The 19,109-nt window shown below is 62.1% G+C and carries 16 protein-coding genes; 9 read left to right on the top strand and 7 right to left on the bottom strand.

The features are described from left to right. Window positions 1-54 precede the first annotated feature (54 nt). From EPJ54_RS10890 to fghA, 5 genes are all read left to right on the top strand, one after another. Complete coding sequence (locus EPJ54_RS10890; protein ID WP_135211738.1) at window positions 55-849, top strand: hypothetical protein; 795 nt, start codon at window positions 55-57, stop codon at window positions 847-849. After that, entirely contained in the window at window positions 846-1,268 is a 423-nt protein-coding gene (locus EPJ54_RS10885) for a hypothetical protein (RefSeq protein ID WP_135211737.1), read from the top strand. Before EPJ54_RS10890 ends, EPJ54_RS10885 begins: the two co-directional genes overlap by 4 nt. 62 nt (window positions 1,269-1,330) lie before the next feature. Further along, a complete protein-coding gene (locus EPJ54_RS10880) occupies window positions 1,331-2,440 on the top strand; it encodes an S-(hydroxymethyl)glutathione dehydrogenase/class III alcohol dehydrogenase (protein ID WP_135211736.1) in 1,110 nt (369 codons plus the stop codon). Between the two features lie 43 nt (window positions 2,441-2,483). Beyond that, window positions 2,484-2,945 (top strand): GFA family protein, encoded by a 462-nt coding sequence (locus EPJ54_RS10875; RefSeq protein WP_135211735.1) that lies wholly within the window; start codon window positions 2,484-2,486, stop codon window positions 2,943-2,945. Window positions 2,946-3,052: 107 nt separating this feature from the next. Further along, complete coding sequence (fghA, locus tag EPJ54_RS10870) at window positions 3,053-3,880, top strand: S-formylglutathione hydrolase (RefSeq protein WP_135211734.1); 828 nt, start codon at window positions 3,053-3,055, stop codon at window positions 3,878-3,880. Here fghA and EPJ54_RS10865 read toward each other — a convergent pair. Then, window positions 3,825-6,971 (bottom strand): DUF2339 domain-containing protein, encoded by a 3,147-nt coding sequence (locus EPJ54_RS10865; protein WP_167755681.1) that lies wholly within the window; start codon window positions 6,969-6,971, stop codon window positions 3,825-3,827. The two genes, fghA and EPJ54_RS10865, sit on opposite strands and share 56 nt — an antisense overlap. Before the next feature lie 137 nt (window positions 6,972-7,108). Here EPJ54_RS10865 and EPJ54_RS10860 point away from each other — a divergent pair, with 137 nt between their 5' ends. The 4 genes from EPJ54_RS10860 (at window position 7,109) to EPJ54_RS10845 (ending at window position 12,623) form a co-directional block, all read left to right on the top strand. Continuing rightward, window positions 7,109-7,795 carry a fumarylacetoacetate hydrolase family protein gene (locus EPJ54_RS10860; RefSeq protein WP_135211732.1) on the top strand — a complete coding sequence of 229 codons (687 nt, stop codon included), beginning with the start codon at window positions 7,109-7,111 and terminating at the stop codon, window positions 7,793-7,795. A gap of 126 nt (window positions 7,796-7,921) precedes the next feature. Then, the gene (locus tag EPJ54_RS10855; protein ID WP_135211731.1) at window positions 7,922-9,742 is read left to right on the top strand and encodes an FAD-dependent oxidoreductase; all 1,821 of its coding nucleotides are present in this window, start codon (window positions 7,922-7,924) and stop codon (window positions 9,740-9,742) included. Next, window positions 9,739-11,571 carry a 2-oxoacid:acceptor oxidoreductase subunit alpha gene (locus tag EPJ54_RS10850; protein ID WP_135211730.1) on the top strand — a complete coding sequence of 611 codons (1,833 nt, stop codon included), beginning with the start codon at window positions 9,739-9,741 and terminating at the stop codon, window positions 11,569-11,571. Before EPJ54_RS10855 ends, EPJ54_RS10850 begins: the two co-directional genes overlap by 4 nt. Beyond that, entirely contained in the window at window positions 11,568-12,623 is a 1,056-nt protein-coding gene (locus EPJ54_RS10845) for a 2-oxoacid:ferredoxin oxidoreductase subunit beta (RefSeq protein ID WP_135211729.1), read from the top strand. The genes EPJ54_RS10850 and EPJ54_RS10845 overlap by 4 nt, the downstream gene beginning before the upstream one ends. Before the next feature lie 3 nt (window positions 12,624-12,626). Here the strand turns inward: EPJ54_RS10845 and EPJ54_RS10840 are convergent, their stop codons facing one another. The 6 genes from EPJ54_RS10840 to ku all read right to left on the bottom strand — a co-directional run bounded on the left by EPJ54_RS10840 (window position 12,627) and on the right by ku (window position 19,057). After that, entirely contained in the window at window positions 12,627-13,358 is a 732-nt protein-coding gene (locus tag EPJ54_RS10840; RefSeq protein ID WP_135211728.1) for a DUF72 domain-containing protein, read from the bottom strand. Window positions 13,359-13,404: 46 nt separating this feature from the next. Then, complete coding sequence (locus EPJ54_RS10835) at window positions 13,405-13,956, bottom strand: hypothetical protein (RefSeq protein ID WP_135211727.1); 552 nt, start codon at window positions 13,954-13,956, stop codon at window positions 13,405-13,407. Then, entirely contained in the window at window positions 13,956-14,756 is an 801-nt protein-coding gene (locus EPJ54_RS10830; protein ID WP_135211726.1) for a crotonase/enoyl-CoA hydratase family protein, read from the bottom strand. Before EPJ54_RS10830 ends, EPJ54_RS10835 begins: the two co-directional genes overlap by 1 nt. Before the next feature lie 70 nt (window positions 14,757-14,826). Beyond that, complete coding sequence (locus EPJ54_RS10825) at window positions 14,827-15,582, bottom strand: hypothetical protein (RefSeq protein ID WP_135211725.1); 756 nt, start codon at window positions 15,580-15,582, stop codon at window positions 14,827-14,829. Window positions 15,583-15,641: 59 nt separating this feature from the next. Beyond that, complete coding sequence (gene ligD, locus EPJ54_RS10820; protein ID WP_135211724.1) at window positions 15,642-18,116, bottom strand: DNA ligase D; 2,475 nt, start codon at window positions 18,114-18,116, stop codon at window positions 15,642-15,644. Further along, entirely contained in the window at window positions 18,113-19,057 is a 945-nt protein-coding gene (ku, locus tag EPJ54_RS10815; protein WP_135211723.1) for a non-homologous end joining protein Ku, read from the bottom strand. Before ku ends, ligD begins: the two co-directional genes overlap by 4 nt. Window positions 19,058-19,109: the final 52 nt, after the last annotated feature.

Here is a 19,109-nt window from a genome sequence, read left to right as displayed (position 1 = left end):
CTTCGCGTCCGACTGCAGCATCCACATCGGGCAAAACGAAGAGGGCACGTAAGGATGGCGCATTTTGAATGGGGAGACGCCGGGGCGGATGTGATGGCCATGTCAGGGTCGCGCATCACGGAACTTAGGGAGTTCTGCGAGATGCTGATGTATCTCAGCGAACTGCTCCGCAAATATTGGAAATTGGCGCCGGATGCGATCGAGAAGGATGAGGTCGCGCGCGTATCGTGTCTGAGATTCCGCAAGTTCGGCATGCGCCTGCAGCTGGACTACGCAGATGGCAAATATGTTCTCAACCATACACGCGGCAATCATCGTCGCCCGCCGCGGCGGCGCGCGCCGCAAGAGCACAAGATCCACAAGCCGCAGGTAAAAGCCGTCGCCAAGCGGGCAGCGCGTCCGGCCGCAGCGAAGCGCCCGCCACGCAAAACCAAGAAGGAACAAAAACGCGTTGTGCAGATTTGGCACGGCGTACGCGGCCATTTCATGGCCGCCGCTATTTTCGCTGTCGTTCTGTGGTCATCATTGCGCACTAGCGTGCGCGTAATGATGCGAATAGGCGGCAGAGCGCATTATCAAATGATTGCGTCAATCAAAGCGCGCACGGGCGAGATCGGTGCTTTTGTACAACACACCCGCGCACACGTTTTCGACCGTAATTCTAACTTAAGGATTGAAGCAGAACTTCACGAACAATCTTCGGCGGCTGGGGATCTGCGACTTGAAGCAAGACGAGTTGATGCGCTCAACCTAACCTTGTTCTCGTTCGCCAGTAAAACCCAAGAGTCGCTGTGGGACGGTTTTCCATTCGGAAGACTGCCCGAACAAAGTGAGTTGGTACTGACATGAAATCGGTCAAAGAGCTTCGCAAGAAGGCGGCTGCACGCCCGCGCAAATCGACGCCGGTTTATTCGACGTCCGAAGCGCGCGCGAACTTCGCTGAAGCTCTTGAGACCGCGCAGGTCGAGAGCGCCGTGGTTGGTTTCGATCGTTATGGTCGTACCGTCGCGGCGCTCGTTCCAGTCGAAGCCGTTTACATGCTCGCCGGTCGCGAAGACATGGTCTCGCCGCTGCAACGCGATGCGATCATCGAAGGCGCGCGTCAATTCATCGCCGAAGTGCCGAACCGCTTGAGCGCGCGCGCCGAAGCGGGCGCGCGTCCGCCGCGCGCAAAGGCGCCGGCGAAGAAGAAAGTCGCGGCGAAGAAGCCCGCCAAGGCGCCGGCCGCGAAGAAGAAGTCCGCCAAGGGCAAGCGCAACGGGCGCTGAACCTTTTCCCTTTGACGCACCACTCCGGCGTTGCGCTATAAGCGCCGCCAAGGAGTTTGCGCATGAAGACCAAGGCCGCCGTCGCGTTTGAAGCCAAGAAGCCGCTGGAGATCGTCGAGCTCGATCTCGAGGGCCCGAAGGCGGGCGAGGTTCTGGTCGAGATCAAAGCGACGGGCGTGTGCCACACCGACGCCTACACGCTCGATGGCCTCGATAGTGAAGGCATCTTCCCAAGCATTCTTGGCCACGAAGGCGCGGGCATCGTGCGCGAGCTGGGCGCCGGCGTGACAAGCCTCGCCGTCGGCGATCACGTCATTCCGCTCTACACGCCGGAATGCCGCCAATGCAAAAGCTGCCTCTCGCGCAAAACCAATCTCTGCACCGCCATCCGCGCCACGCAGGGCAAAGGTCTGATGCCGGACGGCACTTCGCGCTTCTCGTACAAGGGCAAGCCCGTCGCCCACTACATGGGCTGTTCGACCTTCTCGAATTTCACCGTGCTGCCGGAGATCGCGTTGGCGAAGATCCGCAAGGACGCGCCGTTCGAAAGCGCCTGCTATATCGGCTGCGGCGTGACGACTGGCGTCGGCGCGGTGACGAACACGGCGCAAGTCGAGCCGGGCGCGAACGTGATCGTGTTTGGCCTTGGCGGCATTGGCTTGAACGTGATCCAAGGCGCCAAGCTCGTCGGCGCCAACATGATTGTTGGTGTCGATATCAATCCGGCGCGCGAGGAATGGGGCCGTAAGTTCGGCATGACGCATTTCGTCAATCCGAAGGATGTGAGCGGGGATATCGTCGCACACCTGGTCGAACTCACCGGCGGCGGCGCTGATTACACGTTCGACTGCACCGGCAACACGACGGTCATGCGCCAAGCGCTCGAAGCCTGCCATCGCGGCTGGGGCGAGAGCATCATCATTGGCGTCGCCGAAGCCGGCAAAGAAATCGCCACGCGCCCGTTCCAATTGGTGACGGGCCGCGTTTGGAAGGGCACCGCCTTCGGCGGCGCACGCGGCCGCACCGACGTGCCGAAGATCGTCGATTGGTACATGGACGGCAAAATCGCCATCGACCCAATGATCACGCACAAATTGCCGCTCGAACGCATCAACGAAGCGTTTGACCTGATGCACAAGGGCGAGAGCATTCGGAGCGTGGTGGTTTATTGATTCCGGAGCGCGAGTCTTCAGACCCGCGCTCCAAGGGTGATTCATGATTGACTGGAAACTCCCTTGGTCCGCCTCCTGTCTCTGCGGCCGCGTGCTCATGCGTATCACTGCCCGGCCGATGGTGACGATGGCGTGTCATTGCCGGGGCTGTCAGAAGCTGACGAGCGGGCCGTACTCGCTTTCGCTCATGCTCCCGGCTGCGGGGCTTGAGGTCGAAGGCGCAACCGAAATCGGCGGCGAGCATCGCCAAGAGAGCGTCCATCATTTCTGCGCGTACTGCAAAAGCTGGCTCCACACCTCGGGCATCGCCGGCGGCCAATTCGTGAACTTCCGGCCGACCATGTTGGACGATGCAAGCTGGATCATTCCCTACATCGAATCTTACGTGAGCGAGAAATTGCCGGGCGTGGTCAGCGGCGCCAAACACAGCTTCGAAAAATTCCCCGAGCCGCACCAATATCCGGAGCTGATGGCGGGCTTCGCCAGAGAGGGCGCGAAGCCTTAAGGCAATCGGACCGCCGGCTTCCAGCCGGCATTCGTGGACGTGGGCGCCGGCGGAGCGTGTTTGAGCAAAGATGTCGGCTGGAAGCCGGCGGTCCGAAAGGGTGACGATTGGAAATCACGAAGACACATCGCGTCCACGGCGGCACGCTCGCCTACGCGCATCACCAGAGCGTTGCGACCGGCACGAAAATGACGCTCTCCGTTTTCACGCCGCCAGGCGAGGGGCCATTTCCGTATCTGATCTGGCTCTCCGGCCTCACCTGCACCGAAGATAATTTCACCACCAAGGCGGGCGCATATGGCGCGGCCGTGCAGCATGGCGTCGCCATCGTCGCGCCGGACACCTCGCCGCGCGGCGAAGGTGTCGCGGATGATCCTGCGTATGATCTCGGCCAAGGCGCCGGCTTCTACGTTGATGCGACGCAAGCGCCGTGGGCGCCGCATTTCAAGATGGAGAGCTACGTGACGCGCGATCTGATCGAGATGGTCGAGCGCAACTTCAATCTGGCGCCGAAGCGCGCGATCTTCGGCCATTCGATGGGCGGTCACGGCGCTCTGACGCTGGCGATGAAGCATCCGCACTTGTTCATGAGCGTCTCCGCGTTCGCGCCGATCTCATCGCCAACGCGATGCCCTTGGGGCGAGAAGGCGTTCGGCGCCTATCTCGGCGATGATTGCGAAAGCTGGAAAGCGCACGACGCGGCCCTGTTGATCGATCAAGGCAAGGCGAAGTCGTTTGATGACATTCTCGTCGATCAAGGCTTAGGCGATCAATTCTTGGAAAATCAGTTGAAGCCGGAATTGCTCGAAGCGGCGGCGGCGAAAGCGGGGCAGAAGCTCACGCTGCGCCGGCACGAAGGTTACGATCACTCGTACTTCTTCATGGCGTCCTATATCGCCGACCATGTCGCTTTTCACGCCGCGCGCTTGGCGTAACATCTCTGAAGTCGCTCTCGCGCAACAAGCGCGCGGGTGGCTTGAACGTGCGCACAGCCCAGACGACAACAAGCGGCGTCAGCGCAATGCCGAGAATGGCGGCGACTTGCGGGCCGCCGCTCATGCGCGTGAAGGCGAGCGCAAACGCGTAAGCGATCGAAAACCCTGAAAGGCCGATGCTGAACCAGCGCAGGCCAAGATTGCCGCGCCGCGTGCCGACGATGAACGCGGCGATCGCGATGGCGACCCATACGCCGACATAAACCCAAAGCTCATGCGTCGGCGTCGGCGCGCTCGTCATGTCCTCGTGATGAAAAAGGCGGCGCGTCAACATGATCCCGGCGATCGAGAGGTGTGCCGCCGCAACTGATACGCCGCCGCGCGCCAGCCATTTGCGTGCGTGCACATAAGGTATACGCGCCGCGACAAGGCTCAGGCAGGCGGCTAGGCCAAAGCTCGCAAGAATGGTGAGGAAGCCGCCGATATTGCTGGCGCGCGCGGGCCATGCGCCCCACCACGGATTAAACAACCCCCAAAGGCCAAGCGCCGCAAAGGCAAGCGCCGGCCAGATCGCCGCCGCCCAGATCGCTTGTAGATCGTAGAGATAGGCACGCTCCGTATCGCGTCCCGGTGCGCGCGCTGTGAAATATGCGGCGACTGAAACAAAGAGAAGCGGCCAGACCGCGTAGGCGAGGCCTTCGAGCCCTACCAGCGTCACACCATTGTCCATCGCCGCGCGATGATAGAGCCAGCGCACGCCGCAAAAGCCGAAGCTGAGCGCAAAGAGCGCCGCCGCCGCCGCCGCTGCGAAACGCGCAGGTTCAGCTGGTCGCGAAACGGAAAGCACGCGTGCAAGCCACAAGCACAGCACGACGGCGACGAGTTGCGCCATCGCGCCCCATCCCACGGCGCTTGCGCTTGTCAGCGCCGCGTCCTGCGCACCCCACCACGGATGGCGCAGCACGAGCATCATCGCTGCCGCGAACATCAAAGCGACGCCCGTCGCGCCGCGCATGATTCCGAGCATGTCGGCGGTGAACGGGCGCTCGGGGTCTTTGCTGGCGCGTGCGCGAGCGACGATGGCGATGGAGAGCGCGGCGCAGATGACGAGCAGCGCGTAGCAGGCGGCCTCGAACACGCCGAGCGCGGACGTATGCATCTCCGCGCCCTGAAACGCGCGGCGGATCTCAAACGCGGCCCAGATCAAAACAAGCGCGCCGCCGCTCAACGTGTAGAGACGCGCGGGTGTCAGCGTGAGTGTGTAGGTGCGTCGCGCGGCGTAGAAGGCGAGTGCGGCAGGGACCAGGAACGCCAAAGCTTGCGCGTTGAAGATAGCGGGGCCAGCGATGCGCGCCGCTTCCGCACCCCACCACGGATTTTGCGTGACGCCCGGCCAGACGAAAATCATCGAAAGCCCGGCGGCGAAAAGCGCATGCGCGCGCCAGTACGTGATGAGGCCCACTTCGCGGCCGCGTCGCGGCAGCGCGATATGGCCAGCGATCATCAGGACGCTCGCGCGAAGGGCGTTGGTGACGAATTCATCGATCCAGCCAAGTTGGCGCCCGAGATGCAGCGCCATGAACGTCGCGACGAGCGGCAGCAGCAAGGCCCCGAGCGCCAAGCCTTCGCTTGCCGGATCCCGCGAAGAGACGCGCGCGGCGACGCGTGAGCCGCCAAAGAGAATTATGGTCGTGGCTGTAAGAATCGCCAACGCGCTGGCGAGCGTGAGACCGCCGTCACCCGCCATGCGGAAGAGTTCCGCGCCGCTCGCATGGGCGACTGCGAGTGCGGCGGCGCCGAGGGCTGCGTAACGGGCCGCGCGCCATTGCCATTGCAAGAAGGCGAGCGCGAAAAGGGCGGCGAGGCCCGCATGCGCCATCGGTCGGAGCATTTCGGCAAAGGCGGATTCGGCGCCGAGCAGCGCCAACGCCGCGCCCGCGCCGGCCCAGACATCGTGGGTCGTGTCGTCGCCCGCGCGCGCTTGCATCCAAGCGACGCCCCACAAGGCGACAGCGCAGGCAAACAACGGCGCCCAGGCCGAAGCGCTGTGCCAATCGGCGCGCGAGAAGGCGGCGAGCAACACAAGCAGCGCAGCGCCCGCGGCGCCTGCGCCGGCGATGAGCGTCCGCTCCTCGCGCTCCGGCCGTGCGAATGCAGCCGCCGCTACGACGACGGCGGCGAGCACCAAGGCCAGCGGGTAGAAGGCGATGCTGAGCGCGCCTTCGCGCGCGTTGAGATGTGCGCCAAAGCCGATCACTAGCGCCGCGATCGCTACCACCAGACTGCCCGCGGCGGCGGCGCGCGCGCGAACGCTGAAGCACGCGAGAATCACAATGAGCGCAGCGAGTGCGGCGGGGGGCTGCACGAGGCCCACGCCATTGGGCCCACGTTCAAACCAGGTCCAGATCGCCAGCACAGCGCTGATGACGAGCGCGATGCCGGGCAATGCGGCGTGCACCTGCGTCCAGCCGAAGCCATCGGAATCGTCAGGCCTCGGTTTGCGCCATCCCATGCCCGCTCCGCCAAGGGCGCTGACACCAAGCAATGCGATTGCACGTCCGGTCTCGCCGGCGCCCAACGCGAACGCGAAGCACACATAGGCGCCGGTCAGCGTCATCACGGCGAGCCAAGGCCAGCGGCGCCATGCGCTCAGCGCAAAGCCCGCGCCGGTCGCCAGTGCGACAAGTGCCGTGACGCCGTTCGCCGCCCAAGCGCTCACATCGGCGACAGCCGGGATGAGCAACGTGAACGCGAGGGCGAAAGCGGCGGCGCCCTCGGCGAGAGAGGGCGGTTGCGGCCAGCCGAACCATTCGGTGGCTGGCGCTGCTGCTTCTTCTGCGTCGTTGGATGCGTCAGGCAGGGGTGTGTCGAGGAGAAGCTCGTCCTCCACCACGATGTCCGTCAGCAGGAGAGCAGGTTCCTCGATCTCCGGCGCAGGCCCGACCGCCAGCGTTTCGCCTGGTTCGGGAACGGCGACGTCGCGCAGCCCAAGGCGGTCCTCAAGCTCGGCGAGCTTGAGCGACAGCGTCTCGATGCGCCGCGATTGCAGCCACACCCAGGCGCCCAGGCCCAGGATGACCAGCCATTCCATTCTTATCCCCGCGAGAGATGCGTCAGACTCCGCCGCCATCGCGGTTGAGGCAAGCGATTGCTTCGATTTCGCGTAGTCAAATCCCAACAAAAATTACGCGATTTGCCCGGGGCGCTTGGGCATGCTCAAAGCGGCGTATGACCTATGTGTTTTCGCCCCCCGCCATTGCCTCGGTTGCCGTCGCCGGGAGCGACGCACGTTTTCCCGTTCGTCGCATTTTTTGTGTGGGCCGGAACTACGTCGATCACGTGCGCGAGATGGGCAATGACCCCAAGAGCGAACCGCCGATCTTCTTCACAAAGCCTGCTGATGCGGTCGTGGAGAGCGGCGCGGCGATCGCCTACGCGGCGAATACCTCAAACCTGCATTTTGAGGTCGAGCTGGTGTTGGCGATCGGAAAGGGTGGCGCTGACATCGCCGAAGCCGATGCTGCATCGCACATCTGGGGCTATGCGGTGGGCGTCGATCTCACCCGCCGTGATCGCCAGGCCGAAGCCAAGAAGGTTGGCGCGCCCTGGGACGTCGCCAAGGCCTTCGACCAATCGGCGCCGATCGGCGCCATCGCACCCGCTGGCGCTGCGCTCACAAAGGCGCGGATACATTTGGACGTGAACGGCGTCACCAAGCAGGACAGCGACATCGCCGAGATGATTTGGAGCGTGCCCGAGGTCGTCGCGCACTTGTCGCGCTCTTGGGCGTTGCAACCGGGCGATTTGGTGTTCACGGGCACGCCTTCGGGCGTCGGCCCCTTGGCGATTGGCGATCAGGTGCAGTGCGCAGTCGAAGGGCTTCCGCCGCTCAGTTTCAGCATTGTCGCGCGCTGAGTTGCGAATTGATCGCAAAAGAAGTTTCCACCTTTCCCGTCGCAAACTTGTCGCGCGCTACGCGTGCGTCTTGCGTCGCGCGTGGCGAAGATTAGGGTTGAAAGAAAGACGCCAAGAGGAGGCAGCTTGAAGCCCACCGACATCGGACAGCCGGACTACTTTCACAAAGTCGTCGACTGCCAATGGGCTTGCCCCGCGCATACGCCTGTCCCCGAATACATCCGGCTGATCGCCGCGCAGCGTTATGCCGACGCGTATATGATCAATTGGAAGTCAAATGTGTTTCCGGGAATTCTCGGCCGCACCTGCGACCGCCCCTGCGAGCCGGCGTGTCGGCGTGGGCGCGTCGAAGAAGAGCCGGTGGCGATCTGCCGGCTGAAGCGCGTCGCGGCGGACAATAAGGGCGAAGTCGCGCACCTTATGCCGCCGAAAGCGGTGAAGAAGAACGGCAAGCGCGTTGCCTGCATTGGCGCGGGGCCGGCTTCGCTGACCGTGGCGCGCGATCTGCTGCCGCTGGGCTACGAAGTTCACATCTATGACGGCGAAGCCAAGGGCGGCGGCATGATCCGCACTCAGATTCCGCGTTTCCGCCTGCCGGAAAGCGTGATCGACGAGGAAGTGAATTACATTCTGGCTTACGAGCCGGTGACGCATTTCGGCAAGCGCGTCGACTCGCTGAAAGCCGTTCTGGCCGAAGGCTATGACGCCGTTTTCGTAGGCACCGGCGCGCCGCGCGGCCGCGATCTCAATCTGCCAGGCCAGAAGGAAGCGGGCGCCAACGTCCATATCGGCATCGATTGGCTCTCGAACGTCTCGTTCGAGCACATCGACAAGATCGGCAAGCGCGTGATCGTGCTTGGCGGCGGCAACACCGCGATGGATTGCTGCCGCACTTCGCGCCGTTTGGGCGGCGAGGATGTGAAGGTCATCGTCCGCTCCGGCTTCGATGAGATGAAGGCCAGCCCCTGGGAAAAAGAAGACGCCCAGCACGAAGGCATCCCGATCATCAATTTCCTCAACCCACGCGAATTCACGCACGCCAACGGCAAGCTGACCGGCGTGTGGTTCACGAAAATGCACTGGGTCGAGAAGGATGGGAAAAAGAAACTCGAGCCGACCGGCGAGCCTGACGTGCACTATGAGTGCGACGACGTGCTGATGGCGGTCGGTCAGGAAAACGCGTTCCCCTGGATCGAACGCGACATCGGCATGGACTTCGATAAATGGGGCATGCCGGTCGTCGACCAGGTGACTTTCCAATCGACCATTCCAAACGTCTTCTTCGGTGGCGACGCGGCGTTCGGTCCGAAGAACATCATCTGGGCCGTCGCGCATGGTCATGACGCGGCTGTCTCAATCGATCTTTTCTTGACCGGCCAAGACGTGAAGCAGCGCCCGCCGCCAGGCGTGTCCATGATGTCCACCAAGATGGGCATCCACGAATGGTCTTACGACAACGATGTCTCGCTCGACCTTCGCTACAAAGTGCCGATGGTCGAAAACGAGGTGGCGCTGCGCAATGTGAAGGTAGAGGTCGAGAAGGGCTTTGATCCGCTGCTCGGCTACAAGGAAGCGCAACGCTGCTTGAATTGCGATGTGCAGACGGTGTTCTCTGGCAAACTCTGCATCGAGTGCGACGCCTGCGTCGATATCTGCCCGATGGATTGCATCACCTTCACCGAGGACGGTGAGGAAACAGAACTACGCGAGCGCCTCAACGCGCCCGCACTCAATCTCACGCAAGACCTCTATATCGGCGACGACCTCAAAACCGGCCGCATCATGGTGAAAGACGAAGACGTCTGCCTCCATTGCGGCCTCTGCGCCGAGCGCTGCCCGACGGGCGCGTGGGACATGCAACAATTCTATCTCGAAGTGACGCACGCCGGCTGCAGCTCCAAAGCTAGCCCCCGCAAGCGCGCGCCCAAGCCGGTAGCCGCTGAATGAAACCGATCGTCGCGACCAACGACTTCGTCGTCAAATTCGCCAATGTGAACGGGTCAGGGTCAGCGAGCGCGAACGGCATGTTCGCGAAAGTGATCTTGCGCATGGGCGTGCCGGTGGGCGCGCGCAACATCTTCCCATCGAACATCCAAGGTTTGCCGACTTGGTATGAAGTGCGCGTCTCGGAGGCGGGGTGGCTTGGCCGTCGCGGCGGCGTCGATCTCATGGTCGCGATGAACCCGCAGACCTGGGACGCCGATCTGAAGGAGATCATGCCGGGCGGCTATCTGCTTTACGATTCGTCCAAGCCGCTGCCGGCGTCGAAGTTTCGTGACGACATCACCATCATCGGCGCACCGCTGACCGAGCTTATCGCAACCGAGTTTTCAATCCCGCGCGAACGCCAGTTGTTCAAGAACATCTGTTATGTCGGCGTGCTCGCGCAGATGCTTGGGCTTGAGAGCGATACGGTGAAACAGCTGCTCACCGAAGAGTTCAAGGGCAAGGACAAGCTGATCGAACCGAACTTCCGCGCGTTCGAATTAGGCCGCGCTTACGCCGAAGCCAACATTCCACCGATCGGCCTGCACGTGAATCGCAGCGACAAGGTCGGCGATCGCATTTTCGCGGAAGGCAACGACGCCGCCGCCCTCGGAGCCGTCTATGGCGGCGCCACGTTCTGCGCCTGGTACCCAATCACGCCGTCGACGTCGCTCGCCGAGAGCTTCCAGAAATACTGCACGATGCTGCGCAAGGATGCGGATGGGAAGAACCGCTTCGCCATCGTGCAAGCCGAGGATGAGATCGCCTCCATCGGCATGGTGATGGGCGCCGGCTGGGCAGGCTCGCGGGCGTTCACCTGCACCTCCGGCCCCGGCATTTCGCTGATGAACGAATTCGTCGGCTTCTCGTATTATGCCGAAATTCCTGCCGTGATCTTCGACGTTCAGCGCGGCGGCCCCTCGACGGGCATGCCCACGCGCACGCAGCAATCGGATCTGTTGCTCGCAGCCTATGCGTCGCACGGCGACACCAAGCATCCGATGCTGTTTCCGGGAAATCCGACCGAAGCATTCGAGATGGGCGCGCAGGCGTTCGATCTCTCGGATTTCTTCCAGACCACCGTGTTCGTTATGCTCGAACTCGATATCGGCATGCAGGAATGGCTCACCGAGCCGTTCAAATGGGATGAGAAGCGCCGGCTGAACCGCGGCAAGGTGCTGACGTACGAGCATCTCGAGCAGGGCGTGCCGTTCGGCCGCTATCGTGATGTCGATGGCGACGCGGTGCCGTATCGCACCTATCCGGGCACGCACCCGACCAAGGGCTCGTATTTCACACGCGGCTCCAGCCACGACAAAGACGCACGCTATTCCGAGAAGGGCGAGGATTACACCGAGGGCATGGAGCGCCTGCTGCGCAAATGGGAGACGATGAAATCCCATGTGCCAGCGCCGATCATCAAGAAAGCCAAGAAGCGGACGCCCGACGGCGTGATCTATATGGGCTCGACCGATCCCGCGATGGAGGAAGCGCTCTGCGCTATGGAGAGCCACGGCATCCATCTCGATGCGCTGCGCGTGCGCGCCTTCCCGTTCAACAACGAAGTGTTCGACTTCATCCGCGACCACGAGCAAGTGTTCGTCGTCGAGCAAAACCGCGACGGGCAGCTCAAGTCGCTGCTTGTGAACGAAGGCGGCGTGCATCCCGCGCGCCTCGTTTCTGTGCTGCATTATGACGGCACGCCGATCACCGCGCGCTTCATCATCAAAGACATCACCGAAAAGCTGCAGGCTGGCCAAGCCGCCGCGCTGCCGGAGAAAGCGAAATGACCTATATCGCCAAACCGTCGCTGCATCACCCGTCGCTGGAGCGCAACGCTGTCGGCTTCACACGCCGTGATTACGAAGGCCGTATCTCCACGCTCTGCGCCGGCTGCGGCCACGACTCGATTAGCGCGTCGATCATTCAAGCCTGCTTCGAGATTGATCTCGAACCGCACCGCCTGGCGAAATTCTCAGGCATCGGCTGTTCATCTAAGACGCCGGATTACTTCGTCAGCCCCGCGCACGGCTTTAACGCTGTGCACGGCCGCATGCCGTCAGTGCTGACGGGCGCGAACATCGCGGCGAAGGATCTGATTTATCTTGGCGTCTCCGGTGACGGCGATAGCGCCTCGATCGGTCTTGGCCAATTCTGCCACGCGGTGCGGCGCGGCGTGAACATGACCTATATCTGCGAGAACAACGGCGTGTACGGCCTAACCAAAGGTCAGTTCTCGGCCACGTCCGACAAAGGCTCAAAAGCCAAGAAGGGCGCGGAGAACAAGGATAGCGCCATCGATCTCGTCATGCTCGCACTGCAACTTGGCGCCACTTATGTGGGCCGCTCATTCTCGGGCGACAAAAGCCAACTCGTGCCGCTGATCAAAGGTGCACTCTCGCACAAGGGCACGTCGTTCATCGACGTGATCAGCCCGTGTGTGGCGTTCAACAATCACGTCGGTTCAACGAAGAGCTTCGATTATGTGCGCGAGCACAACGAAGCCGTGAACCGCATGGACGTGATCAGCCCGCGCGCGCCGATCCGCGCCGATTACAAGCCAGGCGAGCTGAAAGAAGTTGTCCAGCACGACGGCTCGATCCTGCGTCTGCGCAAGCTGGAAGACGATTACGATTCAACCGATCGCAATGCCGCGCTCGGCTATCTCGCGCGCAAAGCGGCGGAAGGCGAGATCGTGACGGGTCTGCTCTATGTCGATCCGGAAGCAAGCGATCTGCACGATAGCCTCAACACCGTGACGTGCCAGCTCAACAAGCTCACCGATCAAGAGCTGATCCCGCCGCTCAGTGCGCTTGAAAAGATCAACGCCAGCTTGCGTTGATCGCTATTTCAACATCTCAAGCATCGTCATCGCGGCGGCTGGATTGCGCTCTTTTGCGCCGGAGATGAAATAGAGAAACACGTCGCCGCTCTTCTCCCAATCGCGCGCCGTCTTTAGCCATTTCTGGAGCGCTGACTTTGGGTATCCCGTCGGCTCGTCAGCCTGCGTCAGTTCCAAGCGCGCGTACGAGAAATCCGCCGTCGGTTCGACGATCAGCGGATGCTTCTCTGACTCCACTGTGACGACAGCAATGTTTCGCTTGCGCGCAATCGCTTTGAATTCATCGCAATCGAAACTCGCGTGGCGTACCTCGATCGCATGCCGCAGTTTCAGTTTGCCGAGCTTTGCCGGCAGCATGTCGAAATAGGCATTGATTTCATCGGCATCGAATTTCTTGTAAGGCGCCATCTGCCAGAAGATCGGGCCGAGCTTTGAGCCGAGTTCACCCAAGCCGCTGTTGAAGAACCATTCGATCGATTGCGCCGCCTCGCGCAAATCCTTGCGCTGCACCGCCGCGCGCGGCGCCTTCACCGAGAACACGAAATTGTCTGGCGTCGACGCCGCCCATTTCTTGAACGAAGCGGCTGTCTGCGTGCGATAGAAGGTCGAGTTGATCTCGATCGCTGTCACTTTGCTGCTGGCGTATTCGAGCTGCTTCGCAGCCGCGAGTTTGGGCGGATAGAAGGTCTCTTCCCACGGCTCGTAATTCCAGCCGCCGATGCCGACACGGATCATGCGCGCCTCCCTCTGGCGTCCAACATTGGCGCTCGGCTGCGTGCGTTCAAGCGCGTTCGTCGCGCGGGAAGACGCGCTCCACCTCAAATCGCCGCGCCGCCTCGCATTCCAATGCAGGCGATGCATTGACGATGATGGCCGCCTTCGCCGTCGCCCACACCTTCAAATCCGCCCGCTCATTGCCCGCATAGACGAAGCCACGCGGAAACGCTCGCCGTAATCGGTCCGCCTTTTTCGCGGACTTGAGATTGGTGCGTCCATCCGAGGCGAAGACGTGATCGAACACACCTAGATGCGCCGCGACGGCGTCCGCGCCGCGCTGATCAAATGCCGTCGCCAGCGCAATCACGCGACCGGCGGCGCGCTCCTCGCGCAGCCACACAACGAATGGCGCATTGTAGGGAAGGGCCGCCGCGTCCACGGGATACAGAAGCGTTAGTCGCTGCTTCGCATACGCCCGACCGCGTGTGAGCCACGCCAGCATCACAAACACATTCCACGGCGCGGCGCCGAAAAAGCGCAGCATCGCGCGCGTGAAGAGGTCAGTGTTGATCAGCGTGCCGTCGAGATCGACAGCGAGCGGCAATTTCGCCGGCATTAAGCGCCGGTGAATTTCGGCGTGCGCTTTTCGGTGAAGGCGTCGACGGCTTCCTTGTGGTCCGCCGTCTCGTGCGCCAGCGCTTGGAACGCCGCCGAAAGTTCAAGCACGTCGCTCAGGCGGCCATGCTGCGCTTCACGCAACAAGCGCTTCGCCAAACGCACCGAACGCGGCGGGTTCACAGCGACGCGCTCCGCCAGCTTCAGCGCCTCATCCAAAAGCTGATCATCGGCCACGACGCGGCTGACGAGGCCGAATCGCACGGCTTCCTCCGCGTCGATCGTGTCGCCGGTCAGCACCAATTCCGCCGCACGCGAGGCGCCGATCGCGTTGGTCAAAATCCACGCGCCGCCGTCGCCGGGAATGATGCCGACCTTCACGAAGCTCGACGCCATCTTGGCCGAAGCCCCGGCAATGCGAATGTCGCAAAGAATGCCAATGTCGAGGCCAAGACCAATCGCGTGACCGTTGATCGCGGCGATGGTAGCGACTTCAACGTCTGCAAGCGCGCGGATCACGGAATGTACGCCACGGCGATAATTCGCACGCGTGTCGTCCGGCTCCTCGCGCGGGCCAATGCCAGTGCGTTCACGGATCGCTTTGAGATCGCCGCCGGCGCAGAAGGATTTGCCCGCGCCTGTGAGCACGACGGCGTTGATCTCGCGATCGTCATTGGCGCGGCGCAGTGCGCCGGCGAGATCGTCGCAATCCTGCTGCGTCGCGATCGCGTTGCGGCTCTCCGGCCGGTTCAGCGTGACGACCGCAACGCGGCCCTTCTTTTCAAACGTCGCGAACGTCATGTGCAGGCTCCAAAATGTGCGCCCGGCTTAGACGATCAAATGCGCGGCGACAATTCCTTACGCTTCGACGTTACCCTGCGGCTTGGCCCTCGACAAAGGCGATGAAGGGCTCGGTCTGCAGCAACGTCCCGTTCTGATAGGCGTCGAGCTGGCCTGTGCCATCGCGGCGGACGGTGACGACGTAGCGCACGCCTTGCGTCTCGAACGAGAACGCCGTGCCCGTCGCATCGGTGACTTCCGCGCCGTCACGCACCTCGGCGCTGAACGCGGTCGTGCGGCCGTTTTCGCTGACATCGATCGGACGCGCGTTCGCAGCCTGAGTGTAATCGTAGGAATTGTAGATCAGATCGCCGCTTTGATCTTCGTACACCACGATGCTGCGACGACCGGTGACGCCAAGCACGCGCGTGCGCGGCATCCAGCGGCAGCTGATGTTGCGGCTGTCCATGTTGATCGAGGTGAACGGCAGGGTGTACGCGGAGCCTGGATTTTCCAGCATGCCCGGATTGAGCTGGCGCACCGAGCCATCGACGCCCATGTCGCGGAAGAGTTCGGTGATGACGCTGCCGGCGGCCCCTTCCTCCGTGCCGACTTCGTAGCCGATGCGTTGCACCACGGCGCCGTTCGGCTTGTCGTACTCGGCGACCTGCACGTTCGCGCCGTCGCGATTGAAGACAAACACGGCTGGCGCATCGATCGCGTCGCAGATGAACCAGGGCGCCGGCACACGGCGCACGATCTCTTCCACGGGCGGCGGCGCTGCTTCTTGCTGACCGCAGGCGGCGAGCGCGGTCAGAGCGGCGAGGGCGAGAATGGTGCTGCGCATGCGTGAAATCTCCTGCGCGTGCTCTAGCATTGCAGCAGCGGGACGCAAGCGTGGAACGCTCAATCGAGCCCGAGTTTGGCGCGCGCGGCTTTGGTGAGCGACACTGCGGAATCCGCGTAGATCGCCCACGGATCAGGCTCTTTGAGGCGTGCGCGCATGTCTTTCAGCTTGAACGCCGATGCTTCTGGAATGGTTTTTAGTTCATCCCAGCTCACGGGCGTCGCGACGGGAGCTGTGGGCCGCGCGCGCGTGGAATAGGGCGCGATCGCCGTCGCGCCGCGGCCGTTGCGCAGATAATCGATGAAGATGCGGCCCTTGCGTTTCGCCTTCGACATATTGGCGACGAAGCGTTTCGGATCGAGTGCTGCGACCTGTTCGGCGAATGCGCCGGAGAAAGCCTTCACTTCGTCCCAATCGTAGCGGCGTTTCAGATTGAGCACGATGTGAATGCCTTTGCCGCCAGTGATCATGGCGAAGGAGGGCAGATCGGCGTTGTCGAGCAGTGCTTTGATGTCGAACGCCGCGCGTTTTACGAAGGCGAAGTCGAGGTCTTCATCGGGATCGAGATCGAACACCATGCGATCCGGCTTTTCGACGTCTTCGTTGCGCGATCCCCAGATATGCAGCTCAAGCGCCGACATCTGCGCGCACGCAACCAGCGCATCGACATTGGGCAGCGTGAGGTAATCTTCCGACTGGCCCTCGGATTCTGTGATGGGGATGGTTTTGATTTCTTTCGGCGCGCCGGCCATCGCGTGCTTCTGAAAGAATTGCTGCCCACCGACGCCATCGGGCGCGCGCACAAGGCTGACAGGTCGGCCGAAAATGTGCGGACCCATGCGGGTGGCGACCATTTCGAGATAGGCGGCGTATTCGGCCTTCGTGATGTCGGCCGCAGGAAAGAGTACGCGGTCGGGGTGCGTGAGACGCACGCGCGATTTGAGGGCGGGGGCTTCGGTTTCGGCGTTCACATCTTTGGCGCTCTTGTCGCCACGCAGGCCGAGAAACACTGCATGCCTCACGGCCCCGTCGGGCGTGATGTCTGCGTACTTAATCTGCGCGATCAGTTTCGGTTCCACCCATTTCGCGCCGCGCGCAGCCTCGCGTGGGATGGTGAGCGCTGGTTTCGCGCGCGAGAGCTTCGCAAGCTGCGACGCGAGCGCCGTCAACGTCTTGTCGTTGAACCCCGTACCGACATTGCCGCGATAGGTGAGCTCGCCCTTCACGCGCTCTGCCAACATAAGCGACGCGAACTGCCGGCCTTTAAGCGAGGGCTGATAGCCAATGACAACGAACTCGCGCTCGTTGACGCACTTGGCCTTGAGCCAGGATTGCGTGCGGCCGGCGCGATAGATGGAATCCGCTTTCTTCGAGACGACGCCCTCAAGACCCTTCTCGGCGAAGACCTCGAACACGTGCGCTCCGTTGCCCTCAAGGTACGGCGAAAGGCGAATGGGCGCGCGCGCGCCTTTCAAAATCTTCTCAAGCCGTGCTTTGCGCTCAAGCAGGGGCGTCTTGCGTAAGTCCGTGTCGCCCTCGGCGATCAGGTCGAACACGAAATACGAAACGCCTTTGGCGTCACCGTTTTCAAGCGAACGCTGCAACGCGGAGAAACTGGTGCGCCCGCTTGCGTCCGCCACCGCGACTTCGCCATCGAGCAGCACGTCCTTCAATCCAAGCGCGCCTAGCGCATTCGCGACTTGGCTGAACTTGCTCGTCCAATCGAGACCAGTGCGCGTGTAGAGACGCACCGCGTCACCGCTCACGGCCGCTTGCATGCGATAACCGTCATATTTGATCTCGTGAATCCATTTGTCGCCATCGGGCGGCGTCTGAATCGGCGTGCAGAGCGCCGGTTCGACGAAGCCCCATTTCGGCGCTTTCGTCATCGGCGCACGCTCGCCGCCCTTGCTCCAGACGCGGCCACCCTTGGCTTTCAAATCTTCAACGGTACGGCCTGTCTTAATGCTGGTCACTGCGCGGGTGGGATCGTCCTTGCCGGCATGTGCATCGCGCGATTTGAACAGCAGCCACGGTTCGCTGCGTTCGCCTTCGCGCGGCTTGATCTTGACCATGTGAAATTCGCCTTTGAGCCGTTCGCCGCTCAACACGAATTTCAGTTCGCCTTTCTGCATCCCCTCAGCTGGATCGTTGATCCATCTGAGCTTGCCGTCGTCCCAGATGATCACGGCGCCCGCGCCATACTCCCCCTTGGGGATCACGCCTTCGAATGCGCCATATTCGAGCGGGTGGTTTTCCGTGCGCACCGCAAGGCGCTTCACAGTGGGATCGAGTGACGGGCCTTGCGGCACGGCCCAGCTCATCAGCACGCCGTCATGTTCAAGCCGGAAATCGTAGTGCAGGCGCGTCGCCGCGTGCTTCTGCACGACAAACATCCCGCCGGCGGTTTTGAGTTTGCCGCCGGGCGGTTCGCTGGTTTTGTCGAAATCGCGTTTGCGATTGTATTCAGCGAGGCCGCCTATTCCGTTGGACGCCGCCGCTTTCTTTGCGCCGCTTTTGGCGGGCTTCTTCATTTCTTCGCGCGTTTAGGCGCGGCCTTGGCCGGCGCTTTTGCGCGCGGTGCGGCTTTGACCTTTTCCGCGGCTGCGCGTGGGCGCTTGGCGGGTTTAGCGGGCGCTTCCTCTTCGTCGTCATTCGCGGCCGCCGCTTTGCCTGCGGCCTTCTTCGCGAGCGATTTCTTCAGCGCATCGACCAGCGAGACGACGTTGTCGCCATAATCCGGCGAAGGCTCTTCTTGGTCTTCCAACACCAATTCGCCATGGCGTTCGATCTTCTTTTTCACCAGGCGCTCAACGGCGGCGGCGTATTCGTCCTCGAACTTGGCGGGATCGAATTTCGCTTTCTTGCGATTGATCAGCTCTTCAGCGAGATCGACCAAATCCGGATCGGATTTGCCGTTCGGGATTTCATCGAAGAAGCCCTTCGCCGCGCGCAGCTCTTCGGCGTAGTGCACGGTCTCAACGATGAGGCCGTCTTCGTAGGGCTTCACGGCGGCGATGTAGGAGCGCCCGCGCATCGTGATTTGCCCCAAGCCCACCGTCTTCGAACGGCGCAGCGCATCACGCACCACGCGATAGGGCTCATCGGCAAGCTTGCCATCGGGCAGCGCGTAATAAGGCTTGTCGAAATAGATCGGGTCTATCGTCTCGGACGGCGCGAACTGCACCATGTCGAGCGTCTTCTTCGAGTCGACCTTCAGCGCATCGAACTCCTCGTCCGAGAAGAGCACGTAGCGGCCCTTGGAGAATTCGTAGCCTTTGACGATCTCGTCCTTATCGACCGCGCCTATACCCGGCACGACCTTCTCGTATTTGATGCGTTGCTTGGACGGCTCATGGATTTGGTTGAACGAGATCTTCTCGCGTGAATCCAAGGCGGAATAGAGCTTCACCGGCAATGCCACGAGGGCGAGCCGGATTTGCCCAGTCCAAACGGGACGAGCTGGAGGTGGCATGTGAGGCAAACGCCCTTGTATGACCCGACGTTCCGCAAGCGTAACATTTGCC

This window comes from Vitreimonas flagellata, assembly GCF_004634425.1.
Classification (GTDB): Bacteria; Pseudomonadota; Alphaproteobacteria; order Caulobacterales; family Aquidulcibacteraceae; genus Vitreimonas; species Vitreimonas flagellata.
This window is presented reverse-complemented; position numbering and strand designations above follow the sequence as displayed.